An 18,272-nucleotide genomic window follows, 5' to 3' on the forward strand; every position below is an offset into this window, starting at 1 on the left:
CAGTTCTCCGGAAGCGGGTGCTTGCCGGGCGGCATCGGTCCGGTGGATTCGCCGGTCAGGCCATTTCGGCTTCCGGGCAGGTAACAGCGCCCCTACAATGTGCCGTCGATAGGGCGCAAGGTCGGATCTCGGGGGCGGGGCTGAAGATTTGGCGACGCAGGTTGCACCTGGCATGGTCATCGCCGACCGGTACGAGCTGGTCGAGCGTTTGGGCCGCGGGGGCATGGGCGAGGTGTGGCAGGCCCGGGACCTGAGCCTGAACGTCGATGTGGCCGTCAAGTCCATCCGGATGCACCCCCAGGACACCACCGAGCCGCACCGGTCCGCCCTCGTGTACGCACGCAAGGAGGCGCAGCACGCCGCCGCCCTGCGCGACCATCCGAACATCGTGGCCGTCCACGACGTCGTCGAGCATGAGGGACTGCCGTGGACGGTGATGCGCCTCGTGCGTGGGCAGTCGGTCGCGGAGCTGCTGGAGGACGAACCCGATGGGCTTTCCGTTGAGCTGATCGACCGCATCGCCCGGGGTGTCCTCGCGGCGCTCGCCGCGGCGCACGGAGTCGGGATCACTCACCGGGACATCAAGCCGCCGAACGTCATGATCACGGACGGCGGCGACGTTCTCGTCACCGATTTCGGGATCGCCAGGCACCACGCCGACACCAAGATCACCATGACCGGGGCAGTTGTCGGTACGGCCGCGTACGTCGCCCCCGAGCGTTTGAAGGGCGTGGAGAGTCCGGCCGGGGACCTCTGGTCACTGGGCGTGACGCTCCATCAAATGGTCACTGGTGTCTCGCCGTTCGACCGGGGCTCGGTGCTGTCCACGATCCATGCCATCAGCCACGACCAGCCCGATGAGCCGGTCGGTGCCGGTCATCTGACAGCGGTCATCACGGCGCTGCTGGACAAGGACCCCAAGACCCGGCCCGGCATCGACGCCGTGCTGCACATGCTGAACGGGACGCAGCCGCCCAGCAGGACGAAAGTGTTGCCGAGGCCGGAGGCCGGCCGGAGACGTATCTGGTTACGGCCTGCACTGTCCGTGCTGAGTGTTGGCGCGGCTGGGCTGCTGGCCTTCGCGGTGGCCTCCCAATTCCGCGAGCAGGGCCACCCTTCCGGCAAGTCGTCGAACTCGGCGGTGAGTGCGACGCGCGGCGACAGCCCGTCGCCTACGTCCACTCCCACGGCAAAGCCCACGCCTACGCCTACGCCTACGCCCACCGAAGGGCGCAGTCCGGGGCCGGATGCGGGGGCATGCAATGCGGCGGTGCAGACAGCCGGAAACGCCCTTCAGCTCTCCGGCATCGCGCTGGGCGATCCCAACCGCAGTTCGGCCGACAAGGCGCATGACGGCAGTGCGGCACTGCGCGACGGCGCCAAACAGGTCTCGGACCTGGCCAATCACGCCACCGAGTCGCCAGTCAAGGCAAAGCTCCACGCAATTGCGGGGGACCTGAATACCCAAGCTGACGCGCTCGATGCCCAGCTCCCCAAAGTGGTGGATGGTCGCCTCGTGAGCACCAAGGCCACCGACCTCGCCATGAAGCACTTGAAAGAGGACGTAGGCGATTTGAAGTTCCTCTGCTGGAAGTGAGGCCCGCCGGTCCGGGGAGAACTGTCACCCATTGTCGAATCTTCGATCTCGCAGACAGGCAACAGGTAGGGGTAGAGATGATGCAGGGGAAGAAGCTCGGCCTGATCGTCACCGGTGTGGCCGTCGTGGCGGCGATCGGCGTGGGGGCTGCCGTGGGGCTCAGTGGCGACAGCGGGGAGCCGGAGGCAAAGCCGGCGGCGAAGCAAGGGGAACACGTACCAGGCTTCTGTACGGGCGGCGCAAAGAATTGGGATGCGCGCGTGGGTATGTGCAATATCGCCCACGTGGCCGGATGCCAGAACCAGAAACAAATGATGGATATCAACAACAAGCTGGCCAAGGAGAACCCCATCGGGTCCTCCGGGTACCACAGCGATACTCCGGTGATTCCGCTGCTCCAACAGCTGACGACACTGACCGAAAGGGCGCTGAACCAGCCGCACGTCCCCACGCCGATCAAGACCGCTCTCCAGAAGCAGGCCGAGGACCTCAAGAAGGAAACCGATCTCTATAAGACGGATGGTGACTGGTCGAAAGTGGACCTTCAGCGCGGTCTGAAGCACAGCCCGAACATGGCCTGCATCGACTTCGTGGCGGATCTGGCGAAGCGCGGGTCTTCCAGCTGACGCGCGCTGACGCAAGAGGGGAGGCAGCGCACAGAGCGCGCCATACTCCAGCCCCCCACGCCGCCCGCCTGCCTGCCTGCCTGCCTGCCTGCCGTGCACTCATTCGCCTCCCCCTGCCCAAACACCCGGCCCACCAGGCTGAACCCACGCGATCAGCACGCCCCTAGTACTCACTCCAGTTAGGCGCACCCGTGACACAGCAACCTGCCACCACCCCCTACAACAGCGGCATGTTGAGCAACGACTCCCATCGTGAAAGTGACCGCTTAAAGTCCATCCAACGCAACGTCGACGCATTCACCACCGGGATCCTCGACGGCCTTCCCGTCAAAACCTCCTGGAATTGTCTGGAACTGGGTGCGGGCGCCGGCTCCATCGCCTATTGGCTCGCCGAACGCTGCCCGGACGGACGCGTCGTCGCAGTTGATCTCGATACCCGCCACCTCGAAGCGGGCCGGGCCGCGAATCTGGAGATCGAGGAAGCTGACATCACACGCGCGGATTACACACCCGGCAGCTTCGACCTCATCCACGCCCGCTACTTGTTCTGCCACCTCCCGGAACGCGACGAGATGGTCGCGCGAGTCACCCGCTGGCTCTCCCCCAGCGGCTGGCTCATCATCGAAGAGCCCTTTCACCTGCCGGCCAGCTCTTCCCCCTTCCCCGTGATCCAGCGCATTCTGGACGCCTACCAGCGCATGTACCACGCTCACGGCGCCGCCTTGACCTGGGTCCGCGGCCTGCCAGCCCTCCTGGCTCGCAATTCATTGACCGAAGTGGACTTCGCCGGAAACCCCGGCTGCATGGGCGGACTTGGCAAGGACCGCTGGCTCCCCCTCATCACCCAAGCCGCCCCCGGTCTCCTCGCCGACGGTCTGATCACGGAAGCCGACCTGGCAGAGTTCGCCACCCTTCTCAAGGACCCCGCTTTCATCGACATCCCCCAGATCACCATTTCCGCATGGGGTCGTCGTCCCGCGGAATGAACCAACACGGCGGCAGGGCGGCCCGCGCCTTCTGATCCGGAGGCCGACCGCCCTGGCCCTCAGCCGCACGTACAGCCGCCGAACCGTCTCGGCGAGAACGCACTCCCCCGCGAGCATCCGTGCCGGCGCCTGCACGTGAAGCAGGTGGGTGAGCGGCGCGCATCACCGGCGACCGCGCGGGTGGGCGCGACGGCGATGGCGACGTCCGGGAAACCCCTGGCAGCTGGGCGCACGCTGTGAAATCGTCCGCGGGTGAACGACGCTGCTGGTGGAGAGATGCCCCCGGGACGCCCCGACGACCGCGCAGCGTCCGCCGTGCGCTTCGCGACGGAGCTCCTCGCGTGGGTAGCCACCCCCTGGGCCCTGGCCGCCCACGCATGGCTGCTCGCCGTCCTGTCCGTGGTGATCCTGATCGGTCTTCCGACCCTCTTGTCCACCCCGGGCGACAAGGCCAACGTGATCATCGCGGTGCCGGGCTGGGCCACGATTCTGCTGGTACTGCTCCAGCTTGCTGCGGCCGTGACCTCCTCGTGGCTCGCCTGGCCCGCTTGGGCGGCAGTCCCCGTGACAGTGCTGGCCGCCGTGGCCCTCGTCACGGAGCGCCGCCGCTGGCACTGGCTGATCTCCAGGCACCGGCACGCCAGTTGAGGCCCTCACCTGCCAACCCAGTTCCAGACGGTGCGGGCAAAGCCCTTCCTCGGCGCCGCTACCACCCCCGCGTTACTCATCTGGCTGCGGAGCCGCGTCCTCCGACCTCACAAAGCGATCGGCCGATACCCCAAGGCCTGATCGACTACCTCATCAGCCGAAAGCTCCCGCACCGGAGGCCAGAAGATCAATTCGCTGACGTGACCAGACGGGCATGCCAAGACTGTGCCGAGCCTGTCCAGCCAGCCGGCCACCTCATCGTCGGAGACGTAGTCCGCTTCCATGATGCGCTGCACGAGTGCCACCGCCTCCGCACGACTCATCTCCACTGCACTCATCATGCCCCTCCGTCCTAGCCACCCCGATGGGACACATGATTGCCCAGCCTCATAGACGGATCAGCGTAGGTGGGAGCCGCGCTGATCAAGTGAGTACGCGTACCTACTCCCTGCCCGTAGCCGCGCCCATCCACCCCGCTCCCCCTCTGACATAGCGTCCCCATATGCCCCCGGAAGCCGCACCCACCAACACCACCACACCCAGCACCACCGCCCCGGCCGAATCCGGGGTCTCCTCATTCGCCTTCAAGGCCCTCGGATGCGGCTGTGCCCCGGTCGTCGTGCTCGTTCTGGTCGTGTTGATCGCCTCGGGCTCATGGGGGTCGTCGGATTTTCCCCGCGTCGCGCCCGAGGAGATGGCGAGCCGTGCCTTTCAGCGTTCTCAGGGGGCGTATGACGTTGTGGGGTTCAAGCGCACCGTGAAACCAGGTGTCGAGGACGTCGGCGTCAGTACGGAGAACACGCTCAGCACTTCCTTCTGTCACGGGGGTCTCACGGGGCTGGAGGACAAGACCGTCGACGGCGCCTACCAGATGAGCCACAGCTGGGCGCTGGACCACGTCCCCGCGCGCCAGGCCATGTCCGGTCTGCACCGGCTCCACCGGTATCTGAAGGACAAGGGCTGGGAGATCACGTCCTACTCTGAGGGCGAGCAGGGCAACTGGGACCTGTTCGCCAAGCGGGACGACGGTGCCGAGCGGATGTCCTTCAGCTGGTACCCGGACCGGGAGTACTTCACCGGCGGTGCCAGCGTGCCCTGTGCCTACGACCCCGCGTGGCAGGAGGGCGATGTCGGCCCGTCCGGAGATCACCAGACGCCGCCGGCCCTTGGACCGCGCAGCGGGACGTAACGGGGATTCCGCGCGAGGCTCCGCGCCGGCGGGCTGGAGGCGTGGGCGGGGCAGGGCAGGGCAGGGCCGATCAGTTTGCAGGAGGGCTCCCGCGACCTCACTGTGGATGGCGATCAGCGTCCAAGAGGGCGGCCGCGGAATCGCCCGCAGCGGCTCTCGCGCCGCCGCCCTACGGCACCCCTGGAGCGGCACCGCCTGGCCGGCCCCCACATCGTCTCGCCCGGCCACCACGCCATCGGGCGCCCCGTGCCACCTCAGCCCCGGCCCGGCTCAGCCCCGCCGCGCCGTCGGGCACCTGCCGTACCACGCCTTGCCGCCGCCCAGGCGAAGCAGGATAAATGTGAATCATGAGCGGATTTTCGGGTCGTTTCCGGCGTTGGCTGCGCCGTGTGCCCGGGCATTCCGCTTTTTCGGGTGGGGAGCCTGCCGGGAGTGGTGGTGGCGACCGTCAGGGCGAGCGTCCTGCGGAGGGGGGAGAGCAGCAGCGCGTAGGGCCGTCCTGGCCGACTCGCAGCGTTGCCCGGGAGGTTTTTCTTCTTCAGCTGGTGCTTGTGGTGCTGCTCGTCGCGGCGGCAGTGGTGGCTTTCGTCGTGCAGACCCGGCGGGACACCATGACCGATGCCCGGCACCGGACGCTCGCCGCCGCTGAGTCCTTCGCGCACTCCCCGGGGCTCCAGGAGGCGCTGAACAGCGCCGATCCGTCGGCGAAGCTCCAGCCGCTGGCGGAGGCGGCCCGGAAGGATTCCGGTGTCGACGCCCTCATCGTGTACAAGCTCGACGGGATCACCCTCACCCACAGTGACCCGCGGCAGATCGGCAAGCACGTCATCGGGCCGTATGCGGAGGCCGCCCGGGGCAAGCCCTTCACCAGGACCTTCGAGGGTGCCCTGGGGCTCTCCGTAGTTTCCGCGGCGCCCGTCAAGGACTCCTCGGGCCGGGTCATCGCCATTGTCGCCGCCCCGGTGACGGTGGAAAAGGTGCAGAAGTCGGTCAACCAGCAGCTGCCCCTCTTCATCGGTACCGCAGTCGCGGCGCTGGCGCTCGCCGGGGGAGGCGCGGGGCTGGTGAGCCGTCGGCTGCGCCGGCAGACCCACGGTCTGGGCCCGGCCGAGATGACCCGGATGTACGAGCATCACGATGCGGTGCTGCACGCGGTGCGGGAGGGTGTCCTCATCGTCGGCCGCGGCGGGCGGCTGTTGCTGGCCAATGACGAGGCGCGGCGGCTGCTGGACCTGCCGGCGGACGCGGAAGGACGACAGGTCGACGATCTGGGGCTGGACCACCGCACCGCCGAACTCCTGGCGTCCGACCGGATCGCCACCGACGAGGTGCACCTGGCCCAGGACAGACTGCTGGCCGTCAACAAGCGGTCCACCACCCCCTACGGGGCCCACCAGGCGAGCGTGGTCACCCTGCGCGACACCACCGAGCTGAGGTGGCTGTCCGGGCGCGCCGAGGTGGCGCGGGAGCGGTTGAGGCTCCTCTACGACGCCGGACTGCGGATCGGTTCCACGCTGAATGTGGTGCGCACGGCGGAGGAGCTGGCGCAGGTGGCGGTCCCCCGGTTCGCCGACATCGTCACCGTCGAGCTTCAGGAACCGGTGCTGAAGGGCGAGGAGCCGAGCGTGGCGGGTAACGCGCTGCGCCGGGCGGCGCTCGCCGGTCTGGCGCCGGACCATCCGCTCCACCCCGTCGGCGAGCTGATCACGGCAGTCCCGGGCACCCCGGCGGCGGCGAGTACGGACCAGGTCGGCTCCACCGTGGAGCCGGATCTGGCCGGCTCCACCGCCTGGCGGTCCCAGGACCCGGAACGCGCCCGGCGCATCCTGGACCACGGGGTGCACTCCCGGGCGGTCGTACCGCTGCGCGCGCGGGGGGTGGTGCTGGGAATGGTGTACTTCTGGCGGTCGGGGAGTTCCCCTCCGTTCGACGACGAGGATCTGTCCTTCGCCGAGGAGCTGGCGGGGCGGGCCACGGTGGGGATCGACAACGCCCGGCGCTTCACCCGCGAGCGCACGATGGCGATGACGCTCCAGCGCAGCCTGATGCCCCGCGGCCTGCCGGACCAGGACGCCCTGGAGGTGGCGCACCGCTATCTTCCGGCGCAGGCGGGAGTGGGCGGCGACTGGTTCGACGTCATCCCGCTGCCCGGCGCCCGGGTGGCGCTGGTCGTCGGCGACGTGGTCGGACACGGTCTGCATGCGGCAGCCACCATGGGCCGGCTGCGGATCGCCGTGCACAACTTCTCGGCCCTGGACCTCTCCCCCGACGAACTGCTGGGCCATGTGGACGAGCTGGTGACCCATATCGACGTCCAGGACGAGAACGGCGAGGAGGTGCCGGCGATCACCGGCGCCACCTGTCTCTACGTCATCTATGACTCCGTCTCCGGGCGGGTCAGCGTGGCCACGGCCGGCCATCTGCCGCCGGCCGTGGCCTACCCCGACGGGCGGGTGGAGTTCCTGCACTCGCCGGTCTCCCCGCCGCTGGGGCTGGGCACCGCTCTGCCCTTCCAGACGACTGAACTGTCGCTGCCGGAGGGCTCCCGGCTGGTGCTCTACACGGACGGGCTGGTCGAGAACCGCAGCCGCGACCTGGACGCGGGGATGGAGACACTGCGGGCGGCCCTCGCCGGGCCGGACCGTACGCCGGAGGACACCTGCGCCACCGTCATGCAGTCCCTGCTGCCCGCCAGATCCACCGACGACGTCGCGCTGCTGGTGGCCCGGACCCGGCGGCTGGACCCGGCACACGTCGCCGAGTGGGACGTGCCCCGCGACCCGGCGGCGGTGGGCCCGGTCCGCAACGCGTGTGTCCGCCAGTTGGCGGACTGGGGCCTCGAGGCCATCTCCTTCGGTACCGAGCTCATCCTCAGCGAACTGATCACCAACGCGGTCCGGCACGGCGCCGAGCCCATCCACGTGCGGCTCCTGCACACCCGCACCCTGATCTGCGAGGTCTCCGACGGCAGCAGCACCAGCCCGCACATCCGCCAGGCGAAGGACACCGACGAAGACGGCCGCGGCCTCTTCCTGGTGGCGCAGTTCGCCGAGCACTGGGGCACCCGCTACTCCCCCAGGGGCAAGACGATCTGGGCCGCTCAGGTGATCGGCCCCGAGGCCCTGCCGTCGGAAGAGGAGCCTTCGGAGGACCTCCTCAACCAGTGGGAGCAGCGCGGGCAGTGGTAAGGCCGTGGCTGCGGCGCCCCTCCGGGGACGAGCGTGGGCTCCGTACGGGGACGAGCAGGGCTCCCTCCGTACGGGCGTGGCGCCCGCCGGCCGCCATGACCTGGCCGGGTAGCCGTCCTGGCGGAGGCCAGCGAGGGCGCGGAGTACGCTGGTCCGGACCATTGCTGTAGAGGGAACTCCGGGTGGTGGAGCGGCGCGGCGGGGTTGCGTCAGGACCGCCCGCGCACCAAGGCGTCGGCGGCCGTGCGGGCGTGCGGGCATGTCGAGGACGTCCGTTCGGCCGACCTGCGAGGCCCCGTCGGCATTCCGCACCACCTCCGGGCATGTTCCGTCCTTGGCGGTGGACCGCTGTACGGGGCATGCCACCGCACCGTGTCCTGGCTCGCCCCGAGCCGCGTTCGCCACTCGCCCGGCGGACCGCTCCCCCACCTGGCCCTGCTGGAGGCGTAGTGGCTACACATCATCGGGTCCGCACAGGCGCCCTCCTGCGCTGTCTCGGTCTTGCGGTGCTCGGTCTCGGCGCCTGCCAGGAAGAGGGAACGTCCCGGCCGGTCGCGCCGTCCCGGGCCGAGTCCGCTGCGGACGTGGGCGGGTCGGCGGCGCTGGTCAAGGCGGCGAAGCGGGAGGGCAGGCTCAACGCGATCGCGCTGCCGCGCCAGTGGGCCGGCTACGACAGGCTGATCGACGGCTTCGAGAAGAAGTACGGCATCAAGGTCGTCGTCGACAACCCGTCCGGCCACAGCCAGCAGGAGATCGAGGCGGTCCGGCGCTACCGGGGCCAGAAGCGCGCCCCCGACGTGCTCGACGTCGGGGATTCCTTCGCCCAGTCGGCAGCGCGGCAGAATCTGCTGGCCCCCTACCGGGTCGCCCAGTTCGACCAGATCCCACCGGAACAGAAGGACGCCGAGGCCCGCTGGTACAACAACTACGGCGGCTACGTCTCGATCGGCTGCGACGCCGCCCGCGTCAAGACCTGCCCCGACTCCTTCGCGAATCTGCTGCGGCCGGAGTACAAGGGCCTGGTCTCGATGTACGGCCAACCCACGGACGCGGGCTCGGCCTTCGCCGCGGTGTACGCGGCGGCGCTCGCCAACGGAGGGTCATTCGACAACATCCAGCCGGGTATCGACTTCTTCGCCCGGCTCGACAAGGTCGGCAACTACAACCGAGCCGACCCCGACCCGGCCTCGATCGCCAAGGGCAAGACACCGATCAGCATCGAATGGGATTACCTCAACCTGGCGCACCTCGACCAGCTCCGCGGGACGGGCGTGAAATGGCGGGTCTCCATTCCCTTCGACGGCAGCTTCTCGCAGTACTACGCGCAGGCGATCAACAAGGACGCCCCGCACCCGGCCGCGGCGCGACTCTGGGAGGAGTACCTCTTCAGCCCGGAAGGCCAGAACCTCCGCCTCGTCGACTACGCCCGCCCGGTCCTGCTGGCCGCCATGGCGAAGAACGGCACCCTCAACAAGGCCCTGGCCGCCCGGCTGCCGACCGTCGAGGGCACACCGCAATTCCCGAACGAGGCCCAGCTGACCAAGGCTCTCCGCACCGTCCGCAAGAACTGGGCCAAGGCGGTCGGTGGCTGATCCGTCTCGTCGGCGGTGGTGAGGAGGGAGCCGGGTGCCTCCAGGTACGTGCTGGAGGGCTCGGGATGCCCACCGGGGAGGCGGGCCCTCAGCCCCTCCGGTGACCGAAAGAGCACGGTAAACCGGGGAGTCGAAATTCTGGCTCGGTACGATTGGTGGTATGGCAAAACACCTGTTATTCGTGGCCCTTTTCGGACACGGGCATGTCAACCCCACGCTGCCGCTGGTCGAGGAGCTCGTGCGCCGGGGGCACCGAGTGGACTATGCGACAAGTGCGGAGCACTCCGAGGCGGTCACCAAAGCCGGCGCACGCTGGGTGGAGCTCAAGCTCCAGTCGCCTGAAATCCTTACTCCGCCCCGCCAGTTCGGCTTCGAAGAGATCCGCGTCTTCCTGCGCGGCATGTTCGCGGAGATGTGTGCGCAGTACCCCGTGCTGCGCGACTACTGCGCCGCGGAGTCACCGGACGCGATCTGTTATGACGGCATGAACTGGCCCGCCCGGGTCATCGCGGAAAATCTGGGCCTGCCCGCCGTGCGGCTCATTCCCAACTTCGCCTCGAACGAGGCGTTCTCGCTGTTCGACGATGTCATGAACGACAACGGCGGCGAAAATCCCGTGCTGTCTCTGCTCACCGCCGACTGTGCGGAGTTCTCCGCCGAACACGGTGTCACGCTCGCCCCGGAGAGCGTCCTGGACGGCACCGAAGAACGCAACCTTGTGTTCATACCGCGGGAATTCCAGCCCGCCGGTGACACCTTCGACGAACGTTTCCACTTCGTCGGCCCCTCCTTGGGCAGCCGGGAGCACGCCGAGCCCTGGTCGCCGGCCGATTCCGAGGCTCCGGTGCTGTTCATTTCGCTGGGCACGGTCTTCAACGACCGACCCGAGTTCTACCGCACCTGCATCGAAGCCTTCCGCGACGGGCCCTACCAAGTGGCCATGGGCATCGGCGATCTGGACCGGGCCGCGCTGGGTGAAATTCCGCCCAGCTTCGATGTCCGGCCGTACTTCCCACAGCCTGCGGTGCTGCGGCACGCCGACGTTTTCGTCTCGCACGCCGGGATGAACTCCACCATGGAGGCCCTGTATTACGGGGTGGGCCTGGTCACCATTCCGCAGATGCCCGAACAGGCCGCCAATGCCGGGCGCGCGCAGGAACTGGGGCTCGGAATACAGCTGGACCCCGCGACGGTCACCGCCGAGTCGTTGCGTGCTGCCGTCACCCGCATTGCCTCCGACCCCGTCGTGCGCAGCAATCTCGACCGGATGCGCACGGTGGTCAAGGACAGCGGCGGAGCCGTTCGCGGCGCGGATGTGATCGAGGAATATCTGCGCTGAGGTCCGCCGTATGGTGGCGCCGGGGTGTGGGAGCCGCGCTCCGCACCCCGGCGTCCGGGGCTCCGGCGGCCTTGTAGGCCGATCTGACCCGCGCGGACTCGCTGGCGCGGGAGATCTTTTCCGAGGTCGCGAACAAGTGGGCGCTCCTGATCATCGAAGCCGTGAATGAGGGCGATTCCGGCGGAGCGCCTGGCAAGGTAGAGGTATGTGCGGCCGATTCGTCTCCACCCGTAGCCCGCAGGACCTGGCGAGCGTCTTCGATGTCCCCCGCTGGGATCCTGACCGGGCCTTGGAGCCGAGCTGGAATGTGGCGCCGACGGACGATGTGTGGTCGGTGCTGGAGCGGGTCGAGCGGGAGACCGGGGAGATCACGCGGCAGTTGCGGCCGTTGCGCTGGGGTCTGGTGCCGTCGTGGGCGAAGAGCCTGAAGACGGGGGCGAAGATGATCAATGCCAGGGTGGAGACCGTCGCGGAGAAGCCGGCCTACCGCCGGGCGTTCGCCAAGCGGCGCTGTCTGCTGCCCGCGGACGGCTTCTACGAGTGGCAGACCGTCGCCGCCACCGAGACCGCCAAGGCCCACAAGCAGCCGTACTTCATCAGCCCCGAGGACAGCCAGGTCATGGCGCTGGCCGGGCTGTACGAGTTCTGGCGCGACCCGGCCGTCGAGGACGACGCTCCGGGGGCGTGGTGGACCACCTGCACGATCATCACCACCGAAGCCACCGACGCCGCCGGTCGCGTCCATCCCCGTATGCCGCTCGCCATCGCCCCCGCCGACTGGAGCGCCTGGCTCGACCCCGCCCACGACGACGCCGGTGAGCTACGCGCCCTGCTGACCGCCCCCGCCGCCGGACATCTCGACGCCCGCGCGGTATCGACGGCGGTCAACGATGTGCGCAACAACGGCCCGCAACTCCTGGCCGAGCCGGCCGACGACCCCGGCAACGCCTGAGGCGCACCATTTCAGCCCCGAACACGAGGGCAGTGTCCGGGCCGGCAGGGCGAGCAGTGAGCCTCGGGCACCAGAGCGACACTGAGTACGCGTACTCAAGCCGGTGGCCGACAGGGCTGCGCATACTCGCGCCATGCACATGCAATCGCCGGGGTGCCCGGACTGCGGAATACCGCTGGGATCGCCTCCGCCCGCTCGGTGCACCCGTTGCCGACTGCCCCTGACCGGGCCGGATGCCTTCGCGTTGTGGCAGGTCACGGGAGAGTTGAGCGCGCTGGACACCCGCAGGCAGTGGCTGGTGCAGCGGCACGCCGAGCTGCTCGCCGCGCTGCGGGTACGCCGGGACGCACCCACGGAGATACCGGTGGCCGCCTCTGTGGGAGCGCCGGGGATCGCGCCCATGGGCGGGAGCGGCGCGGCGGCGGGCGGCTCGGGGCGGGAGTTCTCCGCGCCGTCCGCCCGGACCGCGCTGCTGATCGTCGGCGGAGTGCTGGTGGTGGTGGCCGCGCTGGTGTTCACCGTGGTGAGCTGGGGCCGGCTGGGGATCGGCGGGCGGGCCGCCGTACTGCTCGCGGTGACGGCGTGCGCGCTCGCGCTGCCCCGTCCGCTGCGGCGGCGGCAGCTCACGGCCACCGCCGAGGCGTCGGCCGCGGTGGGACTCGCCCTGGTGCTCCTGGACGGCTATGCCGCCCGGCAGGCCGGACTCGGCGGCCTGGACCGCGTCGGGACGGCGGGCTACTGGGCGGTGCTCACCGCGCTGACGGCGGTGGGTGCGGCGGCCTACGGCTGGTGGCAGCGGCTCCGGCTCCCGCTGCCCGTGGGATTCCTGATGGCTCGGCTGCCCGGCCTCCTGGGCACCGCCGCCTTGGGCGGAACGACCGCGGACTACGCGACCGCGGTGATCGTCACGGCCGCGGTGGACTTCGCGGTCCTGTACGCGCTCACGGCACGCGACGCCACCGGGCAGGCCGGGTTCCGCGAGCGGGTGGGCGGCGAGCGGGCTGCCATTGCCCTGGTCACAGTGGCCAGGGCGGTCGGCGGCGGATGGGCGCTGCTGGGCGGGGTGCTCGCGGTGGGATACGCGGTGGTCGCTCCGTCGTCGGGCGAGGTGCTGCGGGCCTGGGTGCCGCTGGGGCTGCTGATGCTGCTGGGTACGGCGCTGTGCCGCGGCTTCCGCACTCTGCCGTTCGCACTGCGCGCGGGCAGCGAGGGCGTGGCCGTCGTGGCCTTGATCGTGGGCGTCGGCGCGGGCTTGCGGTATGTCCTGCCCGCGGGGTGGGCCGTGGTCGGATACGCGGCACCGGCGGCGCTCCTCGCGGCGTGGGCGGCGGTGTCCTGCACGCGGAGCGGACGGTGGGCGAAGGCGGCGACAGGCGGCCCGGCGGGCGGGCCTGCAGGCGGGCCTGCGGGCGCGGCGACGGACAGGCCGACTGGTGGGCTGACAGGCGAGGCGACGGGCGGGCCGACGGCCGAGGCGGCAGACGGGCCCTTCACACCGCCGTCCCGAGCTGCGGCCGCGCTGGGCGAGCTGGCCGCAGCCTCAACTTCCCTGTTGCTGACCGGTGTTGTGGTGCTGCCCGAACTCGCGCACGCCCTCCTCCGGCCCGTCGTCCACGGCGTCGTGCTCTGGGGCGGCGGCCACCCGCCGCAGTGGAGCTGGCAGCTCGCGACCGCGCCGCTGGTCGTGCTCTGGTTGTCCGCCGCCGTCCTGGCTGTCATGGCCGGGCTGCGGGCCCGGGCCGTCAATGACGCTGACCGGCACACGGACCGGCTGGCGCACGCGCTGCGCAACGCCCGGGCGCTGGCCGCCGTTCCCGCGGTGCTCCTGCTGCCGGTGGCGCTGGGGCTGCCGTACGGGTGGGTGCTGGCGGCCGCCGTTGTGGCGGCCATCGCCGTCGCCGTGGACGTCGTGCGCAGGCCGGAGGCCGCACTCCTGCCGCGGCTGCTGGTGCTGGTCGCCACCGGCGCGCTCGCCCTGCTGTGGTCGTCGGCCGACCGGGCCGCCGTGCTCGTGGTGTGGGGGACCTTCGTCGTGTCGGCCGCCGTACTCGCCCACGTCCTTTCGGCCACGGCCGCCCCGCCCGCTGTGCGCGCGACGGCGCGGGTCGCGGGTGTCTTCGCCGTCCTCGCCCTGGGGGTCGAGGCGGTCGCGTCCGGGGCCACCGCGGGCCTGCCCCGGCATGTCACCGCGTTCGCGGTACTCGCGGTCGCTGTCGCCGCCGCCGGTGCCGCGGCGGTCTGGCACCGGATCCCGGGGCGTGGTCAGGTCTCCACGGCCGTGGAAGGCGCCGGGTATGCCCTGGCGGCAATCGCCCTCGCCCTGACGGCACTTCACCCCGATGCGCTGAGCCTCGCCCTCGCCGTGACCGGGGTCGCGGGCCTGGCCGTCGCGCTGCGGCCGGACCGCCGCCGCGCCGCACTCGTCGGGACCGGTCTGCTGATCGCCTCCTCCTGGGTACGCCTGGCCCTGGCGGGCGTCTCCGACCCCGAGGCGTACACGCTCCCGATCACGGCAGCCGCGCTGCTCATCGGCCACCGCCGCCGTACGAGCACGCCGGGGACGGGCTCCTGGGCCGCGTACGGGGCGGGGATGGGCGCGACCATGCTTCCCAGCCTCGCGGCCATGTGGAGTGATGAGAACTGGGTGCGTCCGCTGCTGCTGGGTGTGGCGGCACTGCTCGCCACCGTTGTCGGGGTCCGCACGCGGCTCCAGGCACCGCTGGTCGTCGGCGGCGGCGTGCTCGTGCTGGTGGGGCTGCACGAACTCGCGCCGACCGTGGTCCAGGTCTTCGGTCTCCTGCCCCGCTGGGTGCCGGTGGCCGCGGCCGGTCTGCTCCTGCTGCTGCTCGGGGCCACCTACGAGAAGCGGATCGACGAGGCCCGGCGGCTGCGTGACACGGTGCGCAGCATGACGTGACGGGCTGTCGGGGCCGGGAGGCGGCGCGGTGCCGCCCGGCTCTCAGAGGTGCCAGCTGAGGGTCCCGTTGTGGGCGGAGAGCACCGCCAGCAGCACGAGGTCCACGGTGCCGAACAGCAGGCCCAGGTAGGCGCGCAGGCGCCGGATGGTGCCGCGGTGGAGAGCCGCGGCGCCGAAGAAAAGGGCGCACGGGCCGAAGAAGATGTTGAACACCAGGATGCCCAGCAGGCCGCAGACGAACGCGGCGACAGCCATGCGGTCGGCCTGCGGATGCGGGCCGGTCTTCAGGGGGATCCGGGCGGAGGTCATCGGCCGGCTCCCTTCGTCGTGCGGCCGGCCTTACGGCGCTCCTTGGTGAAGAAGAACACCAGCCAGGCCGCGATGGCGACTCCGGCGGCGACCGTGACGGGCACCGGGACATGCGCCGCGGTGCCCAGCAGTGCGCCGAACAGGAACAGGGCTACGACCAAGAAAAGCATGCTCTGCCTTTCCGTATCGGGGACGGCAGGGAGCCGAAGCGTCGGGCTGCCGACGCGTTCCGGGCTCCGGTGGCGGCACCAACTGCGCCCTTGAAGCGGTGCCTTGGCCCTCGTACCCGGATCCCCGGCTTCTAACGGGGGCCGTCCCCGGCGCTCGTCGGCCTGGACCGCCGGTCTCCGGGTTTCCCGAACCAGTCGACGCAGAGCACCAGCAAGTCGTCCAGCGGTTCCGCGGCACGGAAGTCGGCCAGGTCACGCAGTACGGCGCGGGGTACGGCGGCGGCCGGGAGCAGTCCGCCCGCGTGGATGGCCCGGGCCAGGGCACGCTCGGCGTACGTCTCCCCCTGCGGCGACCGCGCCGCGTACACACCGTCGCTGACGACGACCAGCCGGTCCCCGGACAGCACCTCGAATTCCTGCGCCTTGTAGTGGGTCTCCTCGAACATGCCGAGCGGCATCTGGGGATCGAGTTCTATCCGCTCGATCGCTCTGCCCCGCATCCGCCACAGCTGGGGCGACCCGGCGTCCACGGCCTGGACCCGGCCCGTCGCGATGTCGAAGCGCAGCAGCAGGGTGGAGACGTGGGCGGCTCCCCGGTGTTGGGCGTAGAGGGCCTGGTCGGCCAGGGCCGCCTGGTCCTCGATGCGGATACCGGCCCGGCGGGCGTTGCGCAGCGCGTTGACGGCGAGGTGGGTGAGCAGCGAGGCATGGACGCCGGTGCCCATGCCGTCGGTGACGGCGAGGGTCAGCTCGTCGGCGTCCGAGGCCCAGTCGTAGTTGTCGCCGTGGGTGTCGTGGGCGGGTTCGAGCTGGGCGCCGATGGCGTACTCGTCGGCGGCGCAGGCCCGGCCCGGGAGGAGGTGCCACTGCATCTCGGCGGCCAGGGTGAACCGGCCGATGCGCCGCGCCCGCTGGTAGACGTCGGTGTCGCGCTCGGCCACCAGGAGTTCGTGGCCGAGCAGAGCGGCCGCGTGGACCAGGTCGTGGACGGCGTCCGGAACGGACCGCTCGGCGGGCAGCCGTACCGTGAGCAGGCCGGTGCGCTCCCCGCGGACGGTCACCGGGAGATGGTGCTCGACGATGTCTGCGTGCCGGGTCTGCTGATGGGGCTGCCGGCCGTCGAACGCTCTGCCCTCGGCGCTGTTGGCGACCGGGACCGGCGCGGCAGCCGCCCCCGCCGCGCCGAAGGGCGTGAGCACCGTGGCCCCGTGGTCCGCGAGCAGCAACTCCACGGAGAGCGCTCCGTAGCGTTCGGCGAGCACGTCACGAAGCGTGTCCACCAGAGCGTGCGGGGCCGACGCCCGCAGCGCTCGTTCTACCTCACGACGCTGAGTCACGGTCTCTCAAACATTCTTCGTCCGTGGACGAGGGCAAAGGCGGGGGCTGACGGGGACCGCGCCGCAGGACGGAACAGGGTGGTCGGGGGTGTCCCGTTACCGTGGCCGGCCGGACCGCCGCGAGCGCGGAAGGGTGGGAGTCCCGTGCGCCGTTGAACCGGTGGCGGCGCGTAGGGGTGCGTAAGGAGTCGTCCCGCCAGGAGGGGGCCTTGTGGTCACAGCCGCGTTCCCTTCCGGTGCGCAGCGGGCCCGGCGGCGGACGGTTTCGCGGCGTGGAGGCGGGGCTCGATGCGTTTCACGCGGCGGCCTCCTCCCCCTCACATATGAGGGTGACCGCCCACGCGTCGTCGGCGGCCACGCTCATGTTCTGACAGCGTGCAGCGGATCTCAGGCCGCTCTTTCGTCCCAAGCCACGCCAGGCGCAGCCGCCTTGTTCTGTGACGAGAACAGATTGTTGCCTTATGGCGAATGTTGTCAAACGGCAACTATCGCTTCTATCCTGGTCCGAGCCGGTTGCCTGGTCGTGTGAACGCCCGGGCCACCGCATTGCTCCAACCGTCAGCCCCTACAGCGAGGTTCACCGTGCCCCAGCCCAGTGGAGGCCGACCGATAGAGGGAGAGGTGGCCGTGCGGCAGGGGCGTGACGCTCGTGTCGTCGCCGTCACCGGACCCCTCGATCTCGACAGCGTCGCGCCGCTGGAAGAGGTCCTGCGGAAGGCGGCCGAGGACGGCGCGGCCCTGGTCGTCGTCGACCTGTCAGCGGCCACCTTCGCCGACTCCACCACGGTCAATGTCCTGCTCCAGGCGCACGACGCACTGGGCCCGGCCCTGCGCCTCGCGGCCCCCTCCGCCGCCCTGATGCGGCTCTTCACCCTCACCGGGCTCGACACCGTGCTGCCGCTGTACGACTCCGTGGCGAAGGCCCTCGACGCCGAGCCGGCAGCTCCCCTCGGGGCCCACGACGGCGACCGCGAAGGCTAGCTCTTCAGCGCTGCGTTCAGCGCGCCAGGGCCGCCTGTACCGTCTTGCCGCCGCCGGAGCCCGGCAGGATCGCGACGTCGAGAGCCAGCGCGTGCACCATGGGCCATCCGAAGCCGCCCTGGCTGCCGGTGAGGTCGGGATCGCGCTTCTGTGGATGCGTGGGGCTGGGGTCCTCGACGCACACCTCGATCCGCTCGCGGTCCGCGCGAAGGCGCAGGGCCGTGACGGCACCGGCGTGCCGCAGCGCGTTGGCGACCAGCTCGGACACCAGGAGCAGCAGGTTCTCGGTGGTCAGTGCGGGTGGCTCGGGGTAAAGCAGGGCAGCGAAGCTCCGGGCGAAGTCGCGGGCGTCGGCCGCGGAGCCTGGACGGCAGACCCGCTGCGTCAGCTGTATCGGATGGTCCTCAATCACTAGCCTGCGTTGCATGGCGTTCTCCCCCC

At 70.4% G+C, this 18,272-nt stretch carries 16 protein-coding genes and 1 pseudogene; 12 read left to right on the forward strand and 5 right to left on the reverse strand.

Features of this window, described 5'->3' with window-relative positions:
- Positions 1-172: 172 nt before the first annotated feature.
- The 4 genes from QT196_RS02770 (at position 173) to QT196_RS02785 (ending at position 3,857) form a co-directional block, all read left to right on the forward strand.
- Positions 173-1,597 carry a serine/threonine-protein kinase gene (locus tag QT196_RS02770; protein WP_168477226.1) on the forward strand — a complete coding sequence of 475 codons (1,425 nt, stop codon included), beginning with the start codon at positions 173-175 and terminating at the stop codon, positions 1,595-1,597.
- A 77-nt stretch (positions 1,598-1,674) separates the two neighbouring features.
- Positions 1,675-2,223: a hypothetical protein gene (locus QT196_RS02775; protein WP_290354268.1), complete on the forward strand. Its 549-nt coding sequence runs from the start codon at positions 1,675-1,677 to the stop codon at positions 2,221-2,223.
- Between the two features lie 230 nt (positions 2,224-2,453).
- Positions 2,454-3,209 (forward strand): class I SAM-dependent methyltransferase, encoded by a 756-nt coding sequence (locus QT196_RS02780; RefSeq protein WP_168477230.1) that lies wholly within the window; start codon positions 2,454-2,456, stop codon positions 3,207-3,209.
- A gap of 276 nt (positions 3,210-3,485) precedes the next feature.
- A complete protein-coding gene (locus tag QT196_RS02785; protein WP_168483522.1) occupies positions 3,486-3,857 on the forward strand; it encodes a hypothetical protein in 372 nt (123 codons plus the stop codon).
- Positions 3,858-3,964: 107 nt separating this feature from the next.
- Here QT196_RS02785 and QT196_RS02790 read toward each other — a convergent pair whose 3' ends face one another.
- Complete coding sequence (locus tag QT196_RS02790) at positions 3,965-4,195, reverse strand: e9imm peptide (RefSeq protein ID WP_290354269.1); 231 nt, start codon at positions 4,193-4,195, stop codon at positions 3,965-3,967.
- A 164-nt stretch (positions 4,196-4,359) separates the two neighbouring features.
- Here QT196_RS02790 and QT196_RS02795 point away from each other — a divergent pair, with 164 nt between their 5' ends.
- The 7 genes and pseudogenes from QT196_RS02795 (at position 4,360) to QT196_RS02825 (ending at position 15,034) form a co-directional block, all read left to right on the forward strand.
- Positions 4,360-5,046: a hypothetical protein gene (locus QT196_RS02795; RefSeq protein WP_290354270.1), complete on the forward strand. Its 687-nt coding sequence runs from the start codon at positions 4,360-4,362 to the stop codon at positions 5,044-5,046.
- A 347-nt stretch (positions 5,047-5,393) separates the two neighbouring features.
- Entirely contained in the window at positions 5,394-8,234 is a 2,841-nt protein-coding gene (locus QT196_RS02800) for a SpoIIE family protein phosphatase/ATP-binding protein (protein WP_290354271.1), read from the forward strand.
- A 506-nt stretch (positions 8,235-8,740) separates the two neighbouring features.
- The gene (locus QT196_RS02805; RefSeq protein ID WP_290356600.1) at positions 8,741-9,826 is read left to right on the forward strand and encodes an extracellular solute-binding protein; all 1,086 of its coding nucleotides are present in this window, start codon (positions 8,741-8,743) and stop codon (positions 9,824-9,826) included.
- A gap of 160 nt (positions 9,827-9,986) precedes the next feature.
- Positions 9,987-11,165, forward strand: a complete 1,179-nt coding sequence (locus QT196_RS02810) for a macrolide family glycosyltransferase (protein ID WP_266735198.1) — start codon at positions 9,987-9,989, stop codon at positions 11,163-11,165.
- A gap of 83 nt (positions 11,166-11,248) precedes the next feature.
- Positions 11,249-11,341: pseudogene (locus QT196_RS02815) on the forward strand (transcriptional regulator); the annotation flags it as partial.
- Positions 11,342-11,370: 29 nt separating this feature from the next.
- A complete protein-coding gene (locus QT196_RS02820; RefSeq protein WP_168477237.1) occupies positions 11,371-12,117 on the forward strand; it encodes an SOS response-associated peptidase in 747 nt (248 codons plus the stop codon).
- 265 nt (positions 12,118-12,382) lie between these two features.
- Positions 12,383-15,034: a hypothetical protein gene (locus QT196_RS02825; RefSeq protein ID WP_290354272.1), complete on the forward strand. Its 2,652-nt coding sequence runs from the start codon at positions 12,383-12,385 to the stop codon at positions 15,032-15,034.
- A 42-nt stretch (positions 15,035-15,076) separates the two neighbouring features.
- On the opposite strand, the gene QT196_RS02830 is transcribed toward QT196_RS02825, so the two are convergent.
- From QT196_RS02830 to QT196_RS02840, 3 genes are all read right to left on the reverse strand, one after another.
- Positions 15,077-15,343, reverse strand: a complete 267-nt coding sequence (locus QT196_RS02830) for a DUF4190 domain-containing protein (protein ID WP_168477240.1) — start codon at positions 15,341-15,343, stop codon at positions 15,077-15,079.
- Positions 15,340-15,513, reverse strand: coding sequence for a hypothetical protein (locus QT196_RS02835; RefSeq protein WP_085923081.1), 174 nt, complete (start codon positions 15,511-15,513; stop codon positions 15,340-15,342). The genes QT196_RS02830 and QT196_RS02835 overlap by 4 nt, the downstream gene beginning before the upstream one ends.
- A gap of 131 nt (positions 15,514-15,644) precedes the next feature.
- Positions 15,645-16,850: a PP2C family protein-serine/threonine phosphatase gene (locus tag QT196_RS02840; RefSeq protein ID WP_168477241.1), complete on the reverse strand. Its 1,206-nt coding sequence runs from the start codon at positions 16,848-16,850 to the stop codon at positions 15,645-15,647.
- Positions 16,851-17,477: 627 nt separating this feature from the next.
- Between QT196_RS02840 and QT196_RS02845 the strand changes: the two genes are divergently transcribed.
- Positions 17,478-17,831, forward strand: a complete 354-nt coding sequence (locus QT196_RS02845; protein ID WP_248000994.1) for an STAS domain-containing protein — start codon at positions 17,478-17,480, stop codon at positions 17,829-17,831.
- Between the two features lie 16 nt (positions 17,832-17,847).
- On the opposite strand, the gene QT196_RS02850 is transcribed toward QT196_RS02845, so the two are convergent.
- Positions 17,848-18,258 carry an ATP-binding protein gene (locus tag QT196_RS02850; RefSeq protein WP_168477243.1) on the reverse strand — a complete coding sequence of 137 codons (411 nt, stop codon included), beginning with the start codon at positions 18,256-18,258 and terminating at the stop codon, positions 17,848-17,850.
- Positions 18,259-18,272: the final 14 nt, after the last annotated feature.

It is taken from the genome of Streptomyces sp. P9-2B-2, from assembly GCF_030406865.1.
Classification (GTDB): Bacteria; Actinomycetota; Actinomycetes; order Streptomycetales; family Streptomycetaceae; genus Streptomyces; species Streptomyces platensis.

Excerpts from the sequence above, each read along its gene's own strand:
- QT196_RS02775 (WP_290354268.1), top strand. The coding sequence starts at position 1,675 with ATGATGCAGGGGAAGAAGCTCGGCCTGATCGTCACCGGTGTGGCCGTC.
- QT196_RS02770 (WP_168477226.1), top strand. The coding sequence starts at position 173 with ATGGTCATCGCCGACCGGTACGAGCTGGTCGAGCGTTTGGGCCGCGGG.
- QT196_RS02820 (WP_168477237.1), top strand. The coding sequence starts at position 11,371 with ATGTGCGGCCGATTCGTCTCCACCCGTAGCCCGCAGGACCTGGCGAGC.
- QT196_RS02835 (WP_085923081.1), bottom strand. The coding sequence starts at position 15,513 with ATGCTTTTCTTGGTCGTAGCCCTGTTCCTGTTCGGCGCACTGCTGGGC.
- QT196_RS02810 (WP_266735198.1), top strand. The coding sequence starts at position 9,987 with ATGGCAAAACACCTGTTATTCGTGGCCCTTTTCGGACACGGGCATGTC.
- QT196_RS02785 (WP_168483522.1), top strand. The coding sequence starts at position 3,486 with ATGCCCCCGGGACGCCCCGACGACCGCGCAGCGTCCGCCGTGCGCTTC.
- QT196_RS02830 (WP_168477240.1), bottom strand. The coding sequence starts at position 15,343 with ATGACCTCCGCCCGGATCCCCCTGAAGACCGGCCCGCATCCGCAGGCC.
- QT196_RS02850 (WP_168477243.1), bottom strand. The coding sequence starts at position 18,258 with ATGCAACGCAGGCTAGTGATTGAGGACCATCCGATACAGCTGACGCAG.
- QT196_RS02790 (WP_290354269.1), bottom strand. The coding sequence starts at position 4,195 with ATGAGTGCAGTGGAGATGAGTCGTGCGGAGGCGGTGGCACTCGTGCAG.
- QT196_RS02800 (WP_290354271.1), top strand. The coding sequence starts at position 5,394 with ATGAGCGGATTTTCGGGTCGTTTCCGGCGTTGGCTGCGCCGTGTGCCC.
- QT196_RS02780 (WP_168477230.1), top strand. The coding sequence starts at position 2,454 with ATGTTGAGCAACGACTCCCATCGTGAAAGTGACCGCTTAAAGTCCATC.
- QT196_RS02795 (WP_290354270.1), top strand. The coding sequence starts at position 4,360 with ATGCCCCCGGAAGCCGCACCCACCAACACCACCACACCCAGCACCACC.